Source organism: Streptomyces polyasparticus, assembly GCF_014493765.1.
GTDB lineage: Bacteria > Actinomycetota > Actinomycetes > Streptomycetales > Streptomycetaceae > Streptomyces > Streptomyces polyasparticus.
On the sequence record NZ_JACTVJ010000006.1, the window covers coordinates 506078 to 526125 of the forward strand.

General features: G+C 71.3%; 17 protein-coding genes. 5 read left to right on the plus strand and 12 right to left on the minus strand.

All coding sequences use genetic code 11. The annotated features are described in order from the left end of the window. Positions 1-53: 53 nt before the first annotated feature. Positions 54-683 carry a class I SAM-dependent methyltransferase gene (locus tag H9Y04_RS14215; protein WP_187814172.1) on the plus strand — a complete coding sequence of 210 codons (630 nt, stop codon included), beginning with the start codon at positions 54-56 and terminating at the stop codon, positions 681-683. Between the two features lie 156 nt (positions 684-839). Here H9Y04_RS14215 and fusA read toward each other — a convergent pair whose 3' ends face one another. The 6 genes from fusA to H9Y04_RS14245 all read right to left on the minus strand — a co-directional run bounded on the left by fusA (position 840) and on the right by H9Y04_RS14245 (position 9496). Then, on the minus strand, positions 840-2831 hold the full coding sequence (fusA, locus tag H9Y04_RS14220; protein WP_187814173.1) for an elongation factor G: 1992 nt from the start codon (positions 2829-2831) through the stop codon (positions 840-842). A 377-nt stretch (positions 2832-3208) separates the two neighbouring features. Next, complete coding sequence (locus H9Y04_RS14225; RefSeq protein WP_308800975.1) at positions 3209-3862, minus strand: hypothetical protein; 654 nt, start codon at positions 3860-3862, stop codon at positions 3209-3211. Between the two features lie 105 nt (positions 3863-3967). Next, positions 3968-5077, minus strand: a complete 1110-nt coding sequence (locus tag H9Y04_RS14230; RefSeq protein ID WP_187814174.1) for a mechanosensitive ion channel family protein — start codon at positions 5075-5077, stop codon at positions 3968-3970. A gap of 280 nt (positions 5078-5357) precedes the next feature. Further along, positions 5358-7415: a phosphocholine-specific phospholipase C gene (locus H9Y04_RS14235; RefSeq protein ID WP_187814175.1), complete on the minus strand. Its 2058-nt coding sequence runs from the start codon at positions 7413-7415 to the stop codon at positions 5358-5360. A 177-nt stretch (positions 7416-7592) separates the two neighbouring features. Then, a complete protein-coding gene (locus H9Y04_RS14240) occupies positions 7593-8483 on the minus strand; it encodes an NAD(+)/NADH kinase (RefSeq protein ID WP_187814176.1) in 891 nt (296 codons plus the stop codon). After that, a complete protein-coding gene (locus tag H9Y04_RS14245; RefSeq protein ID WP_187814177.1) occupies positions 8483-9496 on the minus strand; it encodes an SPFH domain-containing protein in 1014 nt (337 codons plus the stop codon). The genes H9Y04_RS14240 and H9Y04_RS14245 overlap by 1 nt, the downstream gene beginning before the upstream one ends. Before the next feature lie 521 nt (positions 9497-10017). Here H9Y04_RS14245 and H9Y04_RS14250 point away from each other — a divergent pair. From H9Y04_RS14250 to H9Y04_RS14260, 3 genes are all read left to right on the plus strand, one after another. Continuing rightward, positions 10018-12303 (plus strand): ATP-binding protein, encoded by a 2286-nt coding sequence (locus H9Y04_RS14250; RefSeq protein WP_187814178.1) that lies wholly within the window; start codon positions 10018-10020, stop codon positions 12301-12303. 23 nt (positions 12304-12326) lie between these two features. Beyond that, complete coding sequence (locus H9Y04_RS14255) at positions 12327-13076, plus strand: sulfite exporter TauE/SafE family protein (RefSeq protein ID WP_187814179.1); 750 nt, start codon at positions 12327-12329, stop codon at positions 13074-13076. Positions 13077-13164: 88 nt separating this feature from the next. After that, positions 13165-13560 (plus strand): hypothetical protein, encoded by a 396-nt coding sequence (locus H9Y04_RS14260; RefSeq protein WP_187814180.1) that lies wholly within the window; start codon positions 13165-13167, stop codon positions 13558-13560. Between the two features lie 50 nt (positions 13561-13610). On the opposite strand, the gene H9Y04_RS14265 is transcribed toward H9Y04_RS14260, so the two are convergent. After that, positions 13611-14372 carry a crotonase/enoyl-CoA hydratase family protein gene (locus H9Y04_RS14265; protein ID WP_187814181.1) on the minus strand — a complete coding sequence of 254 codons (762 nt, stop codon included), beginning with the start codon at positions 14370-14372 and terminating at the stop codon, positions 13611-13613. A gap of 70 nt (positions 14373-14442) precedes the next feature. Next, positions 14443-15237, minus strand: coding sequence for a maleylpyruvate isomerase family mycothiol-dependent enzyme (locus tag H9Y04_RS14270; protein ID WP_187814182.1), 795 nt, complete (start codon positions 15235-15237; stop codon positions 14443-14445). A gap of 121 nt (positions 15238-15358) precedes the next feature. Between H9Y04_RS14270 and H9Y04_RS14275 the strand changes: the two genes are divergently transcribed. Further along, complete coding sequence (locus H9Y04_RS14275; protein WP_187814183.1) at positions 15359-16225, plus strand: GNAT family N-acetyltransferase; 867 nt, start codon at positions 15359-15361, stop codon at positions 16223-16225. Between the two features lie 20 nt (positions 16226-16245). Here H9Y04_RS14275 and H9Y04_RS14280 read toward each other — a convergent pair whose 3' ends face one another. From H9Y04_RS14280 to H9Y04_RS14295, 4 genes are read right to left on the minus strand one after another with little or no spacing between them, the layout of a single operon-like run. Continuing rightward, on the minus strand, positions 16246-16890 hold the full coding sequence (locus H9Y04_RS14280; protein ID WP_187814184.1) for a response regulator transcription factor: 645 nt from the start codon (positions 16888-16890) through the stop codon (positions 16246-16248). A 22-nt stretch (positions 16891-16912) separates the two neighbouring features. After that, a complete protein-coding gene (locus H9Y04_RS14285) occupies positions 16913-18391 on the minus strand; it encodes a sensor histidine kinase (protein ID WP_236070799.1) in 1479 nt (492 codons plus the stop codon). Then, the gene (locus H9Y04_RS14290; protein ID WP_187814185.1) at positions 18384-19181 is read right to left on the minus strand and encodes an ABC transporter permease; all 798 of its coding nucleotides are present in this window, start codon (positions 19179-19181) and stop codon (positions 18384-18386) included. The genes H9Y04_RS14285 and H9Y04_RS14290 overlap by 8 nt, the downstream gene beginning before the upstream one ends. Then, complete coding sequence (locus H9Y04_RS14295; RefSeq protein ID WP_187814186.1) at positions 19178-19942, minus strand: ABC transporter ATP-binding protein; 765 nt, start codon at positions 19940-19942, stop codon at positions 19178-19180. The genes H9Y04_RS14290 and H9Y04_RS14295 overlap by 4 nt, the downstream gene beginning before the upstream one ends. Between the last annotated feature and the right edge of the window lie 106 nt (positions 19943-20048).

A 20048-nucleotide genomic window follows, 5' to 3' on the forward strand; every position in this document is an offset into this window, starting at 1 on the left:
TCACCTCGACCTGCCACGAGATCAATTATCAGACCGGCTATAGAGTCCTGCCCGTGGCGAATCATCAGGACGAGACCAGGGCGGCCTACGACGGAGTCGTCGAGCTGTACGCATCGCTGTTCGCAGACCGGCTGGAGACACAGCCGTTCGCCCGGGCCATGATCGGCACCTTCGCCGAACTGGTGCGCGCGACGGGCAACCTGCGGGCAGCGGACGTCGGGTGCGGGCCCGGACATCTGACGGCCATGCTGCACGAACTGGGCCTGGACGCCTTTGGACTCGACCTCTCCCCCGGCATGATCGACCACGCCCGGCGGGCCCATCCGGCGCTGCGCTTCCAGGAGGCGCGGATGGAATCCCTGCCGATCGAGGACGGCGCGCTCGGTGGCGTACTGGCCCACTACTCGATGATCCATACCCCTCCGGGGGAACTGCCGGAGCTGCTCGCCGAGCAGGTACGCGTCCTGGCGCCGGGTGGCCTGCTCCTGGTCTCCTTCTTCGGGACCGACGGACCGGAGCCGGTCCGGTTCGACCACAAGGTGGCACCTGCCTACAGCTGGCCGACGGATCGCCTCGCCGAACTGCTGGCCGATGCCGGGCTCGTTCCCTTCGCCCGGCTGCTTCACGATCCGGCCTCCGAACGGGGCTTCCTCGACGCCCACCTGCTGGCCCGCCGTTCGTAGGTCCTGCCCGGCGCTACCCGCCAGACGGTCGGCGCACCTCCGGACTGCCAACTCGGCGGACACTCGCTGTCACGACGGGAATTGTCAGACAGGCCTTAGCGACAGCACCGGGCAACGGCCCCGCACCCCTTTGCAGAGGGATGCGGGGCCTGTCGCCTACGCCGGTGCGTAGCCGACCGGACGCGCCGTGAACGCGCCACGGCCCTGGGTGCGGCTGCGCAACCGCGTCGCATAGCCGAAGAGTTCGGCCAGCGGCACGGTCGCCGTGACGACCGCCGTGCCGGAGCGGGTCGTCGAGCCGGAGACCCGGCCGCGGCGTGCGGCCAGATCACCGAGCACGCTGCCGACCGACTCCTCGGGCACGGTCACCGTGACCTCGACGACCGGTTCGAGCAGCGTCATACGGCAGGACCGCAGCGCCTCGCGCAGCGCGAGCCGGCCCGCCGTACGGAACGCCACATCCGAGGAGTCCTTGGAGTGCGTGGCCCCGTCGGTGAGCGTGACGGACAGGCCCGTCACCCGGTGTCCGCCGAGCGGGCCCTCGGCGAGGGCGTCACGGCAGCCGGCCTCGAAGGCCCGTACGTACTCCTGCGGCACGCGGCCGCCCACGACCGTGGAGACGAACGCGAACTCCTCCTCCGCGGGCCGCACATCGAACACGACCTGCGCGAACTGGCCGGGACCGCCGTCCTGTTTGACATGCCGGAAGGCGAACCCGCCGACACCCTCGGCGAGCGTCTCGCGATACGTCACCCGCGGCCGGCCGACGCCGACCTCGAGGTCCTGGTCGCGGCGCAGCTTCTCCACCGCCACCTCCAGATGCAGTTCCCCCATCCCGGAGAGCACGGTCTGACCCGTCTCCGGGTCGGTCCGCACACCGAGCGAGGGGTCCTCCTCGACCAGGCGGGCGAGCCCCGACGCGAGCCGTCCGCTGTCGGCCCGGCGCACCGCTTCCACGGCTACCGAGACCACGGGGTCGGCCACCGTCGGCGGCTCGAACACCACGGGCGTCCCGGGTGCGCACAGGGTCGTACCGGCGCGCGCGGACTTGAGACCGACGAGCGCGACGATGTCGCCCGCGACGGCGGCCTCGATGTCCGTGTGCCGGTCCGCCTGGACGCGCAGGATGCGCCCGACGCGTTCGGTACGGCCGGTGACGGCGTCGAGCACGGTGTCCCCCTTCCGCAGCGTTCCGGAGTAGAGCCGCAGGAAGGTCCTGCGGCCGGTCGTGGCCGACTGCACCTTGAACACGAGGCCCGCGAACGGTGCCTGCGGATCCGCGGCGCTCTCCGCCGCCACATCGAGCGGCGAGGGCAGATACGCCACCGCCGCGTCGAGGAGCGGTTCGATGCCACGGTTGCGGTAGGCCGCGCCGCAGAGCACGACCACACCGGCGCCGCTGAGCGTCAGCGCACGCAGCGCCTCGCGCAGCGTGGCGTCCGACACCGCACCCGCCGTACAGAACTCGTCCAGGGCGCCCGCGTGCAGCTCGGCCACCGTCTCGTCGAGCAGACGACGGCGCCGTACGGCCTCGTCGGTCAGCGCATCGGGCACAGGGCTCTCCGTGCAGACCTCGTCGTGCCAGGTCAGCGCACGCATCGCGACCAGGTCGACGACACCCGTGAAGCCGTCCTCGCGTCCGATCGGCAGCTGCACCACGAGCGGCACCGCGCCGAGGCGGGTACGGATCGACTCCACGGCCGCGTCCAGATCGGCGCCCGCGCGGTCCAGCTTGTTGACGAACGCGATCCTCGGGACGCCGTGCCGGTCGGCCTGGCGCCATACGGACTCGCTCTGCGGCTCCACGCCCGCGACCGCGTCGAACACCGCGATCGCCCCGTCGAGCACCCGCAGGGAGCGCTCCACCTCGTCGGCGAAGTCGACATGCCCGGGGGTGTCGATCAGGTTGACGCGATGCCCGTCCCAGTCGCAGCTGACGGCCGCGGCGAAGATGGTGATGCCGCGGTCGCGCTCCTGTGCGTCGAAGTCCGTGACGGTGGTGCCGTCGTGGACCTCACCGCGCTTGTGCACGGCACCGGTCAGGAAGAGCATCCGTTCGGTGACGGTGGTCTTGCCCGCGTCGACATGGGCGAGGATGCCCAGATTGCGCACGGTGGCAAGGGGGTTGGGGTTGAGGCGGATTCGCATGGCCGAGGGCCTTTCGGAGTGTTCCGGAAGTGGTCGGCGCGATTCGCCGTGACGTCGGCGTCATACGGCAGGGCACGCGTCGGCATGCGCCTGTGGCGGATGGTCCGTAGCTGCGTCACGGAGTCCGGTGCGGGCCGCGCAGCCCGGACCGGAGGGACGAGGACACGAGCAGGACCTCGAACCCGTACGCGGAGACAGCGCAAGCGGTGTGGTCACGCATGGCCGTCTCCCTTCGTGAAATCCCTGTGCCGGCACGGTTCTCCGTGGCGATCTCAGGCGAGTGTAGGGATGCGGCCGAGTCCTGGCACGTGAATTACGGCGGCAGACGAAGAGGGGGCCGCCGATGTCGGCGACCCCCTCTCCGTATGCCGTACGGCCTACTCCTCGAAGTACGCGTCCAGCGCGTCGTCGAGTTCGCCCGTCCACCGGGTGAGGGTGGCGCGGTCAGGGGCCTGGACCTCGTTGGGGTACCAGCGGTTGCCCTTGGTGTGCACCGTCACCGTGAAGCGCTTGGCGAAGCGGGCCGTGGTCTGCTCGACCGCGACGACCTCGTCCCAGGTGAAGTCCGTGGCCTGGTCGTCCAGGGTGAAGCCGATACCGGAGGCGTCCACCGTGATGGTGCCGCGGTAGTCGCGGGCCTCGAACGACGGGCCCTCGGCGGGCTCGCCGGACTTGTCCGCCTTCGCCTTCTCGGGCTCGGCCTTCTTGAGGTCCGGCTTCTTGGCGTCCGGCTTCGCCGAGTCCGACTTCCCGGAGTCCTTCTCGGATACGGGCGCCTCGGCTTCGCCGGAGGCATCCGCGTCCTCGCCGTCGGATGCGGCCTCGTCCGGGGCCTCGGCCTCGGCCGTGGTCTCCTCGGTGTCCGCCGCGTCCTCGACCGCTTCAGAGCCCTCCGCGGCGGTGTTCTCGCCCTTTCCGCTCTCCTCCCGCACCCCGTCCCGCCCCGCGGGGGTGATCCCCGGGATGAAGCCGGGGTCCATCGAGGCGGCCGTGTGCAGGGGAGCGTCCTTCTGTCCTATGCGCTGATCCACGGTTGCCTTTCCTGCGATGCTCTCGCCACTAGCCGCTCACATCTTTCGGTGCGCAGTATGGCCGACGAAGCTGTGCCTGCGCAGTCACGGACGGGTCTCATGCGGTCAGAGTTGACCAGGAGCCCGCATCAGGGGGACATCCGGGGAGGCCTCGCGCTGGTGCGGAAGCACCGCCGAGGCGGACAGGCCGCTGGGGTGCAGCGCGACCGTACGGGCCGGGGCCGGTATCCGGATGCCCTCCGCCTGGAAGCGGCTGTGCAGCCGCTTGATGAACTCGTGCTTGATCCGGAACTGGTCGCTGAACTCGCCCACGCCGAGGATCACCGTGAAATTGATCCGGGAGTCCCCGAACGTGTGGAAGCGCACCAGCGCCTCGTGCTCCTTCACACCGCCTTCGACCTCGGCCATCACCTGGTCCACGACGTCCATGGTGACCCGCTCGACGTGGTCGAGATCACTGTCGTACGAGACGCCCGCCTGCACCAGGATCGTGAGCTCCTGCTCGGGCCGGGTGAAGTTGGTCATGTTCGCGGCGGACAGCTGGGCGTTCGGGATGATCACCAGGTTGTTGCTGAGGTTGCGGACCACGGTGTTGCGCCAGTTGATGTCGACGACGTAGCCCTCCTCGCCGCTCGACAGGCGGATGTAGTCGCCGGGCTGGATGGTCTTCGAGGCGAGGATGTGCACACCGGCGAACAGGTTGGCCAGGGTGTCCTGCAGCGCGAGGGCCACGGCGAGACCGCCGACGCCCAGCGCGGTGATCAGGGGCGCGACCGAGACGCCCATGGTCTGCAGGACCACGAGCACACCCATCGCGATCACCACGACGCGCGAGATGTTCACGAAGATGGTCGCCGAGCCCGCGACGCCCGTCTTGGCCTGGGTGAACGCCTTGATCAGGGCGGCGATCACCCGGGTCGCCGTGAGCGTCGCGAACAGGATCAGGGCAGCGGTGAGGGACTGGTTGACGATGTCCCGTACACGATCGGTGAGGGGCAGCGCCGCGGCGCCGATGGCGGCGCCGGCGATGGTCGCGGCCCAGGGCACGAGATAGCGCAGCGCGTCCACGAGGACATCGTCGCCGCTCCATCGGGTGCGCTTGGCGTGCTTGCCGAGCCAGCGCAGCGCGAGCCTGAGCAGCAGGCCCGCGAAGATACCGGCGGCGAGGGCGATGCCCGCGACCAGCCAGTCGTTCCAGGTGACGGCCGACCTCACCGGGTCACCTCCTGGGTTCGGAGGGCACCCGGAACGCCCCTGTGGGGCCGTATATGAGACTTCGTCACTTGAAGGTCACCTGCTCGGTCGATATGGAGCGTGGCGCCCGCAGCCGAACATGCGGACGCGTTCCGAAACAAGGCGCCATCCTGCCGTATGAACCGCACGTTCCGGCACCGGCCCCCGGGATCGGCGCCAACGCCCGCAGCGACTCGGCCAGTTCACCGGCGGATCCCCCGAAGCGCCGGGAGCTTCGGGGGATCCGGTGCGATGTCGCAGGTCAGACGGTGGCGATCGCGGGATCGCTGACGCCCGCCGCACCCGTCTCGACATGGCCCGCGAGCCGCCGCAGATAGCCGGAGTCGGCGGAGGAGACGATGCTCACGTCGTACCAGCGCTTGGTGGCCGAGAGATCGACCGTCCGCTGGACCGTCGCGCCGGCCGCGACGGGCACCGACTGCACCGCGCCGCCATAGGCGTTGGTGACCGTGAGGGTGACAGCGGCCGAGGTCGGATTGGTCAGGGTCAGCAGCAGATTGCCGCTCGCCTTGTCGTGCCGCGCCGTCACCTCGGGGCCGGTGGCCTTGCCCGCGCTCTTGAAGCGGCGCAGGAAGCCGTTCGGACCGAAGACCGTCAGATCGTGGTTCCCGCCCGAATACGTCGAGTTCCACGCGTCGGACACCGTGGCCCCGGAGGCCGCCGTGTACGTCCAGGGTCCGTCCGTGCGGTTGTCGGAACGTACGTGGAAGCAGATGCCGGCGCCGCCGCCCGTACCGAACGTGAGGGAGATCTTCCCGGTCGCCGCGTCCACCGCCGTGTCCACGAAGGGTTCGTACGGCAGCGGGCGGGCCGGACGCGCACCGCGCTCCTGCTTGGGCAGGACGCCCTTTGACGGCGGCTTAGGCAGCAGAGCGGCCGGCTCGTCGTGGTTCGGCGGCTCGAAGCCGGAGGTGTCCGGAAGCTCGGCGGGTGTGCTGACGGACCGGCTGAAGTCGAAGGCCGAGGTCAGATCGCCCGCGACCGCGCGGCGCCAGGGCGAGATGTTGGGCTCGTGCACGCCGAACCGCTGCTCCATGAAGCGCAGGATCGAGGTGTGGTCGAACACCTGCGAGTTCACATAGCCGCCGGTGCTCCACGGCGAGACCACGATCATCGGCACGCGCTGGCCCATGCCGTAATGGCCCGCCGCGTACGAGGCGTTGCCGTTGAAGTAGTCCGTGGCCGTCTCGACCGTGGACTTGCCCTGGCCGGCCGAGGCGGGGACGTACGGCGGCACGACATGGTCGAAATAGCCGTCGTTCTCGTCGTACGTGACGAACAGCGCGGTCTTCGCCCATACCGCCGGGTTGGAGGTGAGCGCGTCGAGGACCTGGGAGATGTACCAGGCGCCGTAGTTGACCGGGAAGTCCGGGTGCTCGCTGAACGCCTCGGGCGCGGCGATCCAGGAGATCTGCGGCATCCGGTCGGCCGCGACATCGGCGCGCAGCACGTCGAAGTACCCGTCGCCCGCCTTGACGTTCGTGCCGGTGCGGGCCTTCTCGTACAGGGGATCGCCGGGCTTGGCGTTGCGGAAGGTGTTGAAGTACAGGAGCGAGTTGTCGCCGTAGTTGCCGCGGAACGCGTCGCCGATCCAGCCCCAGTGCCCGGCCGCGTCCAGGCCGTCGCCGATGTCCTGGTAGACCTTCCAGGAGATCCCTGCCTGCTCCAGGCGCTCGGCGTACGTGGTCCAGCCGTAGCCCAGCTCCTGGTTGCCGAGCACCGGGCCGCCGCCGGTGCCGTCGTTGCCGACGTAACCGGTGAGCATGTAGTAGCGGTTGGGGTCCGTCGCCCCGATGAACGAGCAGTGGTACGCGTCGCACACGGTGAACGCGTCCGCGAGCGCGTAGTGGAAGGGCATGTCCGCCCGCTCCAGATACGCCATCGAGCGCTCGGTCTTGGCCGGTATCCAACCGTCGTACTTGCCGTTGTTGAACGCCCGGTGCCCGCCCGACCAGTCGTGGTCGAGGCCGGCGATGAACTGCATGCCGAGGTCCTCGGCGTCCGGGTGGAACGGGAGCGTCACCTTGCTGTTCTGCGCCTGGTGGAAGACCGACTTGCCGCTCGGCAGGGTGACCGGGCGCGGGTCGCCGAAGCCGCGGACGCCCTTCAGGCGGCCGAAGTAGTGGTCGAAGGACCGGTTCTCCTGCATCAGGACGACGATGTGCTCGACGTCCTGGATGGTTCCCGTGGCACGGGCCGCGGGCAGCGAGGCGGCCCGGGCGATGCTGTCCGTCAGCGCGGCGAGACCCGCGCTCGCGCCGGCGATCTTGAGGAAGCGGCGGCGATTCAGTTCGGCCATGAGTGGGGGACCTCGGGGGCTCGTGGGGATGGGTCGGTGGAGTGTTCCAAGAGACCCCGGAGAGGGAAAGGGCGCGTGGTCCGGAAGTGAAAGAACACGGTACGGATGTCCAACAGCTGCACTCGAACGTGGTGTTCCGGATGTGTCAGCGCTCTTGACCTGCGTACATTTTCACTCTCAACCCAACAAATTCAATGCGGTGGCCGCCACGCCCACCCGCACGGTCTGCCCCCACACCAGCTCCAGTGCGTCCTGCTCCATCCCGTCGCCGAACGCGACGAGCCGGTCGGACTCGACGGTGAGCTCCAGCCGTGCGCCGGCGGGCAGTTCACCGGAGACCAGCGAGGTGCCGGTGGCGGGCGAGGGCCAGGCCTCGCGGACGAACCACAGCAGGCGGCGTTCGTCCGGCGCGGGCAGCCGCAGCGCGCTGCCCCGCTCCTGCCACAGCGACCGCAGCCAGCCCGTGGCCCCCGTGCCCGTACCGACGAGCACGCCGGACGAGGCCTGTGCCTCGGCGGACTCGCCGCTGCCGATCCGGTAGCGGACCGTCTGATGACCGGGCGGACCCAGATAGATCTCGTTGAGGGCGAGCAGCCGCTGGGTGTCGTCCGCCACGGCCTCGACCATGGTCAACTCCTCGCCGCCCGTGCCCTGCCGCAGGGCGGACGCGAGCAGCTTCGCCGCGTCGGGAGCCCGGTGGCGCACCAGGACGCCGGGGTTGCGGCCCGGGTCGGTGTCGATGCCGACCACCGGCTGCCCCGCCAGGTACTTCGCGGTGTTCGCCACCAGGCCGTCCTGCCCGACCACCACGACCACGTCCTCGGGACCGAACAGGAACCGGTCCAGATCCGCCCGCTCCACCCGGCTCTGCCGCCACGTGAGCGGCACGGCGGCCGCGACGTCGGCGAGCGCCGCGGCCGTACGGTGATGGCGCGCGGCGATCTCGTCGACGGAGCGGCCGCGTGAGGCGAGGAAGAACGCGGCTTGGCCGTGCGTACCGTGCCGGGCGAGCAACTCGGCGTACTCCGTGGTGCGGTGCACGAGCACCGCGCGCGGCGCGAGCGCCATCAGCGCTCACCGGCGCCGGCGGACGAGCCCAGCTTGGCGAGCAGTCCGGTCAGCACGTCGGGCGACAGCGTGAGGCTCTCGATCCGCGGCAGGTTCTCGGCCACGCGGCTCGCCGCTAGGGCGTGCAGGACCGCGGGATCGGTCCGCCCGTGCACCTCGAGCCAGGCCGCCTGTGCCTGCGCCCGTGCCGCGCCGACCTCCCGCGCCGCCTCGGCCTCCGCCTTGGCGATCCGTACCTTGCGGGCGGCCTCCGCCTCGGTGCGCACGCCGTCCGCCGCGGCCTTCGTCTCCGCCTCGCGCCGGGAGTTGGTGCCACGCTGGTCGACCAACTCCTCCTCGCGCCGGGCCAGTTCGATCTGGCTGGCCAGCTCGTTCTCGGCGATCGCCCGTTCGCGCTCGACGGCGACCGCGCGCCGCTCGTAGGTCGCGCGGTCGGCCTCCTGCTGGATGAGCTCGCGCGCCGGAGTGCGCAGCGCGCGCTCCACCTCGGCCTCGGGCCGGATCGCCACCACCCGTACCGCGACGACCTCGATCCCGGTGGCGGGCAGACGGGGTTCGGCCGCGAGCCCGGCGGCGATGCGTTCGCGCACCGCCGCGACACCGTCCACCAGAGCGGCGGCGAGCGGCGTACGGGCCAGGACGTCCAGGGCGTGCTGCTGGGCCGTCTCCGTGAGCAGGGTCGCGAGCTGCTCCAGGGGAGCGCCGCGCCAGGCGCCCGTGTCCGGGTCGATCGAGAAGTCGATACGGGCCGCGGCCGTCACGGGGTCGCTGATCCGGTACGTCACCGTGGCCTGGGTGGACACGTCCTGGAAGTCGGCGGTGCGGGCATGGAAGCTCATCGCCAACTCGCGGTCGTCCACCGGCACTTCGGACAGGGCCGCGCTGAGCGAGCGGTACCAGAAGCTCACCCCGGGACCGTCGTGGACCACCTTGCCCGCGCGGAGATGACGGATGTGCGCCGTGGGCGCGGAACGCAGATGGCGCAGACCGAAGCGCCGGGTGATGTCGGCCATGGACCCCCCTTAATGTCACTGCGACGATAATCGCGTACGACGGCTTTAGTGTCAAGGTGACTACATCAAGGGATGAGGGGTGCACAGGAGTTGATGTGGAGTGCACAGGAGATGGCGATCTCCGTCCTGCGGGAACCGGAGGTGCCCGTGCGAAGGGAGAGGCTGCAGCGGGGGAGGTGGACACCCTGACCCCGGGCGCCCCGCAGGCCCACGACCCTGAGGCCGGGGCGGAGGGGGAGCGCGGAACGGCGCCCGGGCGGGCGCTTCGGCCGGCTGGCTCACCGACAAGCCAGCCGACCGAGCTCGTGCCGTACGCGCACGAACTCGCTTGTGCCGTACGGGCAACACTTTGCCTGGTGGTGACCGCTTCCGACAGCGACGGCGGGCCTGATGCGTATACGGAACTTCTCCTGGGCCGGTCCTAGGTATACCGAGGACGTCCGGGCGGCCGACGCGTATCGTCGACGGCGGGAAGCGGAGGCGAACGCGCCGCACCCGTCGAACGCGCAGTGAGGATGGGAATGACATTGGCTCTTGTCCGCCGCAGGCCGGGGGAACTGCCGGTGGAGGTGACCGGGTTCGTCGGGCGGGGCAGAGAACTGACCCGCGTCGACGAGGCGTTGCGGCAGGCCCGCATGGTGACCGTGACGGGTCCCGGCGGAGTGGGCAAGACCCGGATCGCGCTGCGCAGTGCCGCGCGGGTCGCGGGCCGCTATGAACACGGGGTCTGTCTGGTCGAGTTGTCGCAGCTGCGCGATCCCGAGCTGCTGCCGCACACCGTGGCGGGCTGTCTGGGCTTGCCCGAGGGGGACACCCGTCCGCCGCTGGATGCCGTGCTGGACCATCTGCGGGAGCGCAAGCTGCTGCTGATCCTCGACACCTGTGAGCATCTCGTCGACGCCTGCGCGATGCTCTCCGACATCGTGCTGCACGAGACGACCGGTGTCTCCGTGCTCGCCACCAGCCGGCAGCCGCTCGACGTGCCCGGCGAACACATCTGCCAGATAGCACCGCTGCCCGTACGGGCCACCGGCGGCGACGCCGTCGAACTGTTCGCGCAGCGGGCGAAGGCGGTCGACCCGGCCTTCGAGGTGCACGACGGCAACCGCGCCGACGTGATCGCGCTCTGCCGCCGGCTCGACGGCATGCCGCTCGCCATCGAACTCGCCACCGTGCGGCTGCGGGTGCTGCCCCTGGAACAGCTCGTGGCCCGTCTGGAGGACCGCTTCCGGCTGCTCACCGGAGGCCGGCGCACCGCCCTGCCGCGCCACCAGACGCTGCGTACGGCCATCGAGTGGAGCCACGAACTGTGCACCGAGCAGGAGCAGTTGCTCTGGTCGCGGCTCTCGGTCTTCGCGGGCAGCTTCGACATCGCCGCCATCGAGGAGGTCTGCGCGGGCGGTTCGCTGCCGCGTGAGGAGATCCTCGAAGCGCTCGTCGGGCTCGTCGACAAGTCCGTGGTGCAGCGCGAGGGTGCGGACGGCTCGCGCTACCGCATGCTCGACACCCTGCGCGAGTACGGCGCCGAACACCTCGCGGCGCTCGGCGAGCAGGCTCAATTGCGTGAGCGCCACTACGCCCGCTATCTCAAGCTCGCCGAGGACTTCGACCGGCGCTTCCTCGCCGACGACCAGATCCAGCGCTACCACGCGCTGCGCGAACAGCACGCCGACATCCGCCTCGCCATCGAGTACGCGCTCGCGGCGCCCGGCAAGGACCACGAAGCCGCCGCGCTCGCCGGCGCCCTGTGGCCGTACTGGCATATCGCCGGCCTGCACACCGAGGGCCGCTACTGGTACGCGAAGATCACCGACCGCTTCCCCGGCCCCGTACGGGAACGGGCCTGGGCTCTCGCGCAGAGCGCGTATCTCGGTGCGTTCCAGGCCGACCCGAAGGCGCTCGAAGAGGCCCAGGAGTGCGTGCAGATCGCGGACGATCTCGACGATCCGGTGGTCGCCGGACGCGGACGGGTCTACCTCAATCTGTCGCTCACCTTCATGGAGCGCCACGAGGAGGCGGCCAAGGCCGCGGACGAGGCGTACCGGATCCTTGAGGAGGCCGGGGATGTCGTCGGCCTCGTGACGCTCGAGACGCAGATCGGCTACATGCGGCATCTGAGCGGTGAGCTCGATGCCGCGCTCGAAGTCTGCGAGCGGGGTCTGCGACGGCTGGGCGAGGGCTCCACCGAGGGCTGGGTGCGCGGCTATCTGCACTTCGTGATCGGTGTGGCCCGCTTCCGCCGCGGCGAGTACCAGCAGAGCCGTGCCTCGGGCGGCACCGCGCTGCAGATCAAGCACGAGCTCGGCGACGGCGTCGGCATGGGGTACTGCCTCGAACTGCTCGCCTGGCTGGCCGGCCACGACGGACGCCATGAGGAAGCCGTCTGGCTGCTCGGCGCCGCCGATCCGCTGTGGGCCGGCGCAGGGGCGCGGCTCGGCGGCACGAGTCTGATGGAGGAGTTCCATCAGTCGGCCGTGCGGGCCGCGCACGAGGCGCTCGGCGAGGAGCGGTGCAGAGAGCTGAGAGCGGACGGGGCGGCGCGCCCTCTGGAGCAGGTCGTCGCGCTCGCCACCGGCCGGGAGCAGAAGCAGGTGATCCCCGCGCCGCGTACCCAGTCGCACGACCTCACCCGGCGCGAGCACGAGGTGGCGCTGCTCGCCTCCGAAGGTCTGTCGAACCGCGAGATCGCGGAACGGCTCGTCATTTCGAAACGTACCGTTGATGCCCATCTGGAGCGGATTCTGGCGAAGTTGGGTGTTCCGGTACGCGGGGAGATCGCGGGACGCCTGGGCGAACTGGACGGCTGACGTCCCGTAGCATCCGTCCCCGTATGGACATATCGATCGGGGAATTCATCGTCCTCGCGCTCGCCGCGGCGCTCGTCGGCTTCTCCAAGACGGCCGTCAGCGGGGCGAACACGGTCAGTCTCGCCGTCTTCGCGGCCGTGCTTCCCGCGCGGGAATCCACCGGAGTGCTGCTCCCGATCCTGATCGCCGGGGACATCCTCGCCGTCCTCACCTACCGCCGTCATGCCCACTGGCCCACGCTGTGGCGGCTGTTCCCGGCGGTCGGCGCGGGCGTGCTCGCCGGAACCCTCTTCCTGATGTGGGCGGACGACACCGGGGTGCGCACATCGATCGGGGCGATTCTGCTGCTCATGGCCGGGGTGACGGTCTGGCGGCGGCGGGTCGCGGCCCGCCAGGAGGAGACCGCGGCAAGCGGCCGGGCGCGCTGGAAGGCGCCCTCGTACGGTGTGCTCGGCGGGTTCACCACGATGGTCGCCAATGCCGGCGGCCCCGTGATGTCGCTCTATCTGATCTCCAGCGGGTTCCAGAAGCTGGGCTTCCTGGGCACGTCCGCATGGTTCTTCCTGATCGTGAACACCTCGAAGGTGCCCTTCAGTATCGGCCTCGGCCTGATCTCCTGGCGGTCGCTGCTGCTCGACGCCGCACTGGTGCTCTTCGTGGTGCCCGGTGCCTGGCTGGGCCGCAAATGCGTGGACCGTATCGACCAACTCCTCTTCGAGCGCCTTGTGATCGGGGCGACCGTTCTGGGCGGAATTCAGTTGCTCGTGCGATGAGGGCGACGGCGATACAGGAGCGAGGGACGACGGCGATACGGGGGAGCGGGGTCCGCTCCGTACACATCAGCGATTACGATCGTCGGCCATGAGCTCATCCGATCAAGAGGCCGGCACCGCAGTGGATCCCCCGAAGACCGGCAGCGCCGCGGACGCCCCGGAGGACGCGAGCGCACTGGAGCCCGCGACCGCGACCGCGTCCGGCTCACCGGAAGCGGGCGACCGGCAGGGGATGACTCCGCGCCAGGCGCGGCGCCTGCGCATCACCGTGGCCTCCGCTCTGATGGTCCTGGCCGCCGTGGTCCTCGCGGTCCGGCTCGCCAGCCGCTCGTCCGTCCTGGTCGTCGGGGTCTACGGACTGCTGCTCGTGCTCTGCGGCCTGGTGATCGAGCTCAGCCGCCGGGGCCGTACGCGACTGGGAACGTATCTGCTGGGTGCGGGACTTGTGGGAGCACTGCTCGGGGACTGGGTGCTGCTGCCCTGAAGCGTGGCTTTGCCGCGGCCCTGAGGTTCCCAGCGGCGGCCGTGACGTTCCTAGGAGCCGAACGACCCGTGCCGGCCCGCGCCCGCCGCGAACCGGGCCGCGCCGTCGAGGCTCTCCACGAGCACGTCGGTGCCGCGCTTGAACTCGCCCGCGATGGCGGCGCGTTCGTCCAGACCCTCCTGGTCGAGTGCGGACGCACGGTCGCTGCGCAGGCAGGCCTGTGGGAACGCGGCGATCTCCGAGGCCAGTTGCTCCGCCGCGGTACGCGCGCCGCCCGTCGGCACCACACGGTCGGCGAGCCCCATCGCGTACGCCTCGGACGCCGGCACCGGACGGCCCGTGAGGATCATGTCCATCGCGCGGCCCGCGCCGACGATCCGCGGCAGCCGCACCGTGCCGCCGTCGATCAGCGGAACGCCCCAGCGTCGGCAGAACACCCCGAACACGGCGTCCTCCTCGGCGATCCGCAGATCGCACCAGAGGGCGAGTTCGAGTCCGCCTGCCACCGCATGCCCGCTGACCGCCGCGATCACCGGCTTGGACAGGCGCATCCTGGTCGGTCCCATCGGCCCGTCGCCGTCCGCGGTGACCTGGTTGCCGCGCTCCGTGCCGATCGCCTTGAGATCCGCGCCCGCACAGAACGTGCCGCCCTCGCCCCACAGCACCGCGACACTCGCCGAGTCGTCGGCTTCGAACGCGCGGAACGCGTCGGCGAGCAGCGCCGCGGTCGGCCCGTCGACGGCGTTGCGTGCCTCGGGGCGGGAGAGGACGACGGTGGTGACGGAGCCCGAGCGTTCGATGCGTACGGTCATGGCCGCAGTCTGCCGTGTGCAGAGCCTGTCTTTGAACCCCTGCATGCGCAGCGACGCCCCGCACGCACCCTCAGCGCCGCAGCCAGTCCCCTGCGGCGTGCACCCAGTCGGTGAACAGGCCCTCTTCACCGAAGACTTCGAGCGCGGCGTCCGGTGCGCGGCGTTCGTACAGGGCGAGCAGCAGGTCCTTGAGCGGGCCGCGCACGGCGGTGGTCGCCTTGTGGTGGCCGTGGCTCCAGCGCATCGGCGACCCGCCGAGGTCGATCAGCCACTCGCCCTGCCCGTCCGCCGCGTCCGTGCCGTGCAGATGGAGCGTGCGGTCCCGGGCGATCAGCCGCTGTTGCGCCTGGGGTGACGCGTAAGCCTGGGGGAGGGTGCTGAAGCCGAGCCACTCCTCGATGCCGTCGGCCGCCGTGGCGGCGTCGACGCGGTACGTTCCGCCCACCGCGGCCGTCGCGTCATGGCGGTGCACGACCGTCTCGTACGTCATACGGCGGGCCCAGAAGGCGGGCCTGCCGCTGGGCGCCACCGTCCACACCGGGGTGTCCTCGGGGGTGTCGAGCAAGGTGGCCGCGAACTGCTCGGCCCCGTCGAGCAACCAGGTGCTGAGGCCGGCCAGTTCGTCGTCCTCGCCGGGCGTGACGTCATTGACCTGATCGTCGGAGACGGGCGCGGTCGCCCGCGTACGGATCACGGTCTCGGCCCAGCGGTGGGCGCCCCCGACATGGCGGAGCAGATGCGCCAGCGTCCCGCCGCCGAGCCCCGGTACGGGGGTGGCGGCATCCGAACCTTCCACGGCAGCGGCCAACTGGCGGGTCTGGTCGGTGATCCGGGCGGCGTAGAGCTCATGGACTGATCGCGTCATGGTGGCACCGTAACGCGGCCGCATGGACCGTCCTGTGCGCCACCTGCCGCAAGGGCCAGGGGAGTTGGCGGCGGCGAAAACCAGGTGCGGCCGGACGCCGCGCCGGTGTGGGATACGGGGCATGACGATCGTTCTGCACGAGCCCGGCGTCGACGGACCGACCAGGGCCGTGGACGCCCTGCGCGCATGGCAGGACGACCGCACTCCGCTGCAACTCCATCCGGGGGACCTCGGCTGGGCCTGGGCGCTGGGTGCGGAGCGGCTGGCCGCGGCCGTCCGTATCTGGAGCGCCGGCGGACGGATCATCGCCGTCGGCTTCCTGGACGGCCCCGATGTGCTGCGTCTGACGACCGCGCCGGACCTGCGGCAGGACGGCGAGCTGGCCCGCCGGCTCCTCGCGGACCTCGACGATCCCGGGCGCGGGGTCCTGCCGGCCGGGAAGGCCGGCCTCGAAATCCCCGACAGCGCCCTGCTCCGAGAGGTCCTCCTGGCCGCGGGCTGGTACCTGGACGAGCCGTGGACGCCGCTGTGCCGCGACCTCGCCGGGCCCGTGCGGGACTCCGGGCTTCGGATCGAGGTGGCCGGTCCGCGGACGGCGGGAGTACGGACCGCGGTGCACCGCTCGGCGTTCGGCAGCCCGCGGTTCACCGAGGAGGTCTGGCACGTCCTCGCGGCCGCGCCGGTCTACGCCGACGCGCGCTGCCTGATCGGCTACGACGACCATGGCGACGCGGTGGCCGCGGCGACGGTCTGGTCGGCGGGACCGGGCAAGCCCGGCCTCCTCGAACCGGTCGGTGTGCACGCCGACCATCGCGGCCGTGGCTACGGGACGGCGATCAGCGTCGCCGCGGCGGCGGCGCTGCGGGAGATGGGTGCGTCGAGCGCGCTCGTCTGCACGCCGAGTGCGAACGCGGCCGCCGTCGCGGCCTACAGGGCCGCGGGATTCGTCCCGTCGGCCGAACGGCTGGACATCAGCCGCGGCGCGTGAGCAACGAAGCCGGCCTGCTCCTAGTCGCGCAGAAAGCGCAGCACCGCCAGGACGCGGCGGTTCATGTCCTCGGAGGCGGGCAGGCCCAACTTGCCGAAGAGGCTGGCCACATGCTTCTCGACGGTGCCGGCGGAGACATGCAGCGCGGCCGCGATCGCCGCGTTGGAGCGGCCCTCGGCCATCAGGCCGAGCACGTCGCGTTCGCGGGCGGTCAGGGTCGCGAGATCGTCGGTGCGGCGGCTGGCCCCGGCCAGCTGCGTGACGACCTCGGGGTCGAGCGCGGTGCCGCCGGCCGCGACCCGGTCGAGCGCCGCGGTGAACTCGGCGATGTTCGCCACGCGGTCCTTGAGGAGATACCCGACGCCCGCCGAACCTCCCGCCAGCAACTCGGTGGCGTACTTGGTCTCCACGTACTGCGAGAACAACAGCACGCCCGTGGCCGGGTGTTCACCCCGCAGGGCGATGGCCGCGCGCAGCCCCTCGTCGGTGTGCGTGGGCGGCATCCGGATGTCGACGATCGCCACATCGGGCCGGTGCTCGGCGACAGCCGTGCGCAGCGCCTCGGCGTCCGGCACGGCGGCACACACCTCGTAGCCGCGGTCGTCGAGCATCTGGACCAGCAACTCCCGCAGTACGGCGGCGTCCTCGGCGATCACTACACGCATGGCGCCCATGCTGGCACGACCGTCACGCACGCGGGGGCAGATCGACCGTGATCATGGTCGGGCCGCCCTGCGGACTGCGGATCTCCAGGGTGCCGTCGACCGTGCGCACCCGCTGCAGCAGCCCCGTCAGGCCGCTGCCCGTACCCGCTTCCGCGCCGCCGTGGCCGTCGTCGCCGATCTGCAGCCGGAGCGTGCCGTCGGGCCGGGTCACGGCGGAGACCGTGGCCCGGGCCGCCCCACTGTGCTTGATGACGTTGGTGAGCAGCTCGGCCGTGCAGAAGTACGCGATGGACTCGATCGCGGGTGAGGGGCGTTCGGACACGTCCACCGTGAGCTGCACCGGCACGGGCGCGCGGGCCGTCAGCGTCTCCAGGGCGTGCGCCAACCCCTCGTCCAGGACCGGCGGATGGATGCCGCGGGCCAGATCGCGCAGTTCGGTGAGCGCCTCCGTGGCGTTGTGGTGCGCGCCGTCCACGAGCCGCCGTACGGCGTCGAGATCCAGCGTGGACTCGTCCGCCAGCTTGGACTTCACCATGTCGAGGCCGAGCGCGAGGGCGACCAGCCTGACCTGCGCGCCGTCGTGCAGATCCCGCTCGACGCGGCGCAGCAGGGCGACCGAGTCGTCCACGGCGAGCGCGCGGGTCTCCTCCAGATCGCGGACGCGCTGGGCCAGCGACCCGGGACCGAGCAGCGCACGCATCAGCCGGCGGTCGACGAGCGCGACCGCCCGCGTGAACCAGGGCGCGATCAGCAAGGTGACCAGGCCCATGGGGATGCCGAGCAGCGTGCCCGTGAAGGAGTGCGCGGTCGGGCTGCCGCCCGCGGGCAGCGGCGTCATCAGGAGGATCCCGCCGCCGTCGCCCTGGCCGAACAGCCCCCAGCGCACCGGCGCGGTGAGGTTGATCAGTCCGATCACCCACCACTGCACGGCGTACAGGCCGACGAGCGACAGCGGCAGCTTCGCCAGGACGTAGCCCACCTGCCGCCAGCCGCTCACGTCCCGCAGCCGGTGGTCGAGGCGCCCGAACAGGCCGGCATCCGCGCGTGCGCCCGGCGCCCGGGGCGCCGGGATCCGCTCGCCGAGCAGCGTGGCGGCAAGCCGCCGGTGGAGCCGGCCTTCCGCGCGTGCCAGGCCGAGGCCGGCGACGGTGAGCAGCAGCCCGAGCACGGCGCCGAGCAGCGAGAGGACGAATCCGAACCCGAGGGCGAGCAGCACGAGCAGCAGCACGGCGCCGGTCAGGCCGGTCAGGCCGGTGATCAGGAGGTACGCCGCCTCGCGCCAGGCGCGGCGGTTCAGTGGGGCGCGCAGCACCTCGGTGAGCAGACCGGTGGGCGACGGGGCGGCGGGAGCGGAGGAACCGGCGGGCATGGCGTCGATGATCCCGTGTTCGGCGCCGGGATGCGCAGCGGGTGCCGCCCCGGCGCGTTCGGTCAGCTCACCGTCGCCGGGCCGCCGTTCGCCGGCCAGGCCGCCGACGCCCGCCGGCCCCGTCTCACGCATCGCGCCGCACCAGGACCCGCAGCCCGCCCGCGTACACGACGGCGGTGTAGACGAGCAGCAGGGCGAACCCCGTCCAGGGGGTGAGCATGTCCGGCATCGGACGGGACACGGCCAGCGAGTTCCCCGCGATCATCGTGGGGAAGAACTTGGCGACCGTCGTCCCCGTGGTGCCCGCGAGCATCGCCGGCACGACGAAGAGCAGCCCCACCAGAGCGCCGATTCCGCTCGCCGTGTGCCGGGTCAGCGCGCCGATGCCCACCGCCATCACGGCGACCAGACCCAGGTACGCCCCGGACATCAGGACGGCCCGCAGCACGCCGCCGTCGGTGAGCGAGGGCTGGGGGATCGCCGGGTCGAGGGCCGTGCGGCCCGCGAGGAAGGTGACGAAGGCGACGGCCTCGCTGAGCACCAGCGTCACCCCGCCGAACACCGTCGCCTTTGCGGCGAGCACCAGCGGACGGCGGGGTACGGCGGCCAGCGTGGAGCGCATCGAGCCCGAGGCGTACTCGCCCGTGACGAGCAGCACGCCGATCACTCCGACGACCAGCTGGCCGAGTGCCACCCCGGCGAGGACGTTGTTGGTGGGGTCGAAGCCGGCGGTCTTGTCGGCCGAGGGCACCTTGGTGTTGGCCATGGTGACCACTCCGATGGCGACCATGCCGGCCACCACGACGAGCAGCGCCCACCAGGTGGAGCGCAGACTGCGCAGCTTGATCCACTCCATGCGCAGCGCATGCGCGAAGCCGTAGCCGCCTGTGGGCAGTGCGGGGGAGAGGGCGGCGGTGGTCATCGGGTCCTCCGGGGGGACGAGCTGGCAGAGGTAGGGGGCGTGACGTTGGTGCCGCGATATGCAGCCGAGCCGCTCGTCAGCCGGAAGAAGGCCTCCTCGAGCGACCCGCCGTCGGCGGTGAGCTCTGCGACGGTCGTGTCGGCGAGCAGCCGCCCCTGCCCGATCACCACCAAGTGCTCGGCGGTGAGCGCCATTTCGCTGATCAGATGGCTGGAGACGAGCACCGTACGGCCCTCGGCGGCCAGGCTCTTCATCAGGTCCCTGATCCAGCGCACACCTTCGGGGTCGAGGCCGTTCACCGGTTCGTCGAAGAGCAGCACACCGGGATCGCCGAGCAGCGCACCCGCGATCCCGAGCCGCTGCGACATCCCGAGCGAGAACGTGCCCGCGCGCCGGTGCGCGACCTCGCTCAGGCCGACGGTCTCCAGGACTTCGCCGACCCGGGCGCGCGGAATGCCGCCGCCCGCCGCGAGCGCCGACAGATGCTGGTGGGCGCTGCGGCCCGGATGGTACGTACGGGCTTCTAGCAGGGCGCCCACCTCGCGCAGCGGCCAGGTCAGTTCCGCGTACGGGCGGCCGCCGATCAGGGCCTGGCCCGCGTCCGGGGCGTCCAGGCCCATGATCATGCGCATGGTGGTGGACTTCCCCGAGCCGTTGGGCCCGAGGAAGCCGGTCACCGCGCCGGGCGCCACATCGAAGCTCAGCTCCTCGACGGCGACGGCCCTGCCATAGCGCTTGGTCAGTCGGTGGACCGAGATCATCACAGCTCCCTCGGGCGGATTCGGACGGTCGTCTTCGTGCTCATGCTTCGAAGCTAGATCCGCCCGCGCGCCTCTGGAACGCGGCTTTCCTCCGTCATCCCTGGGG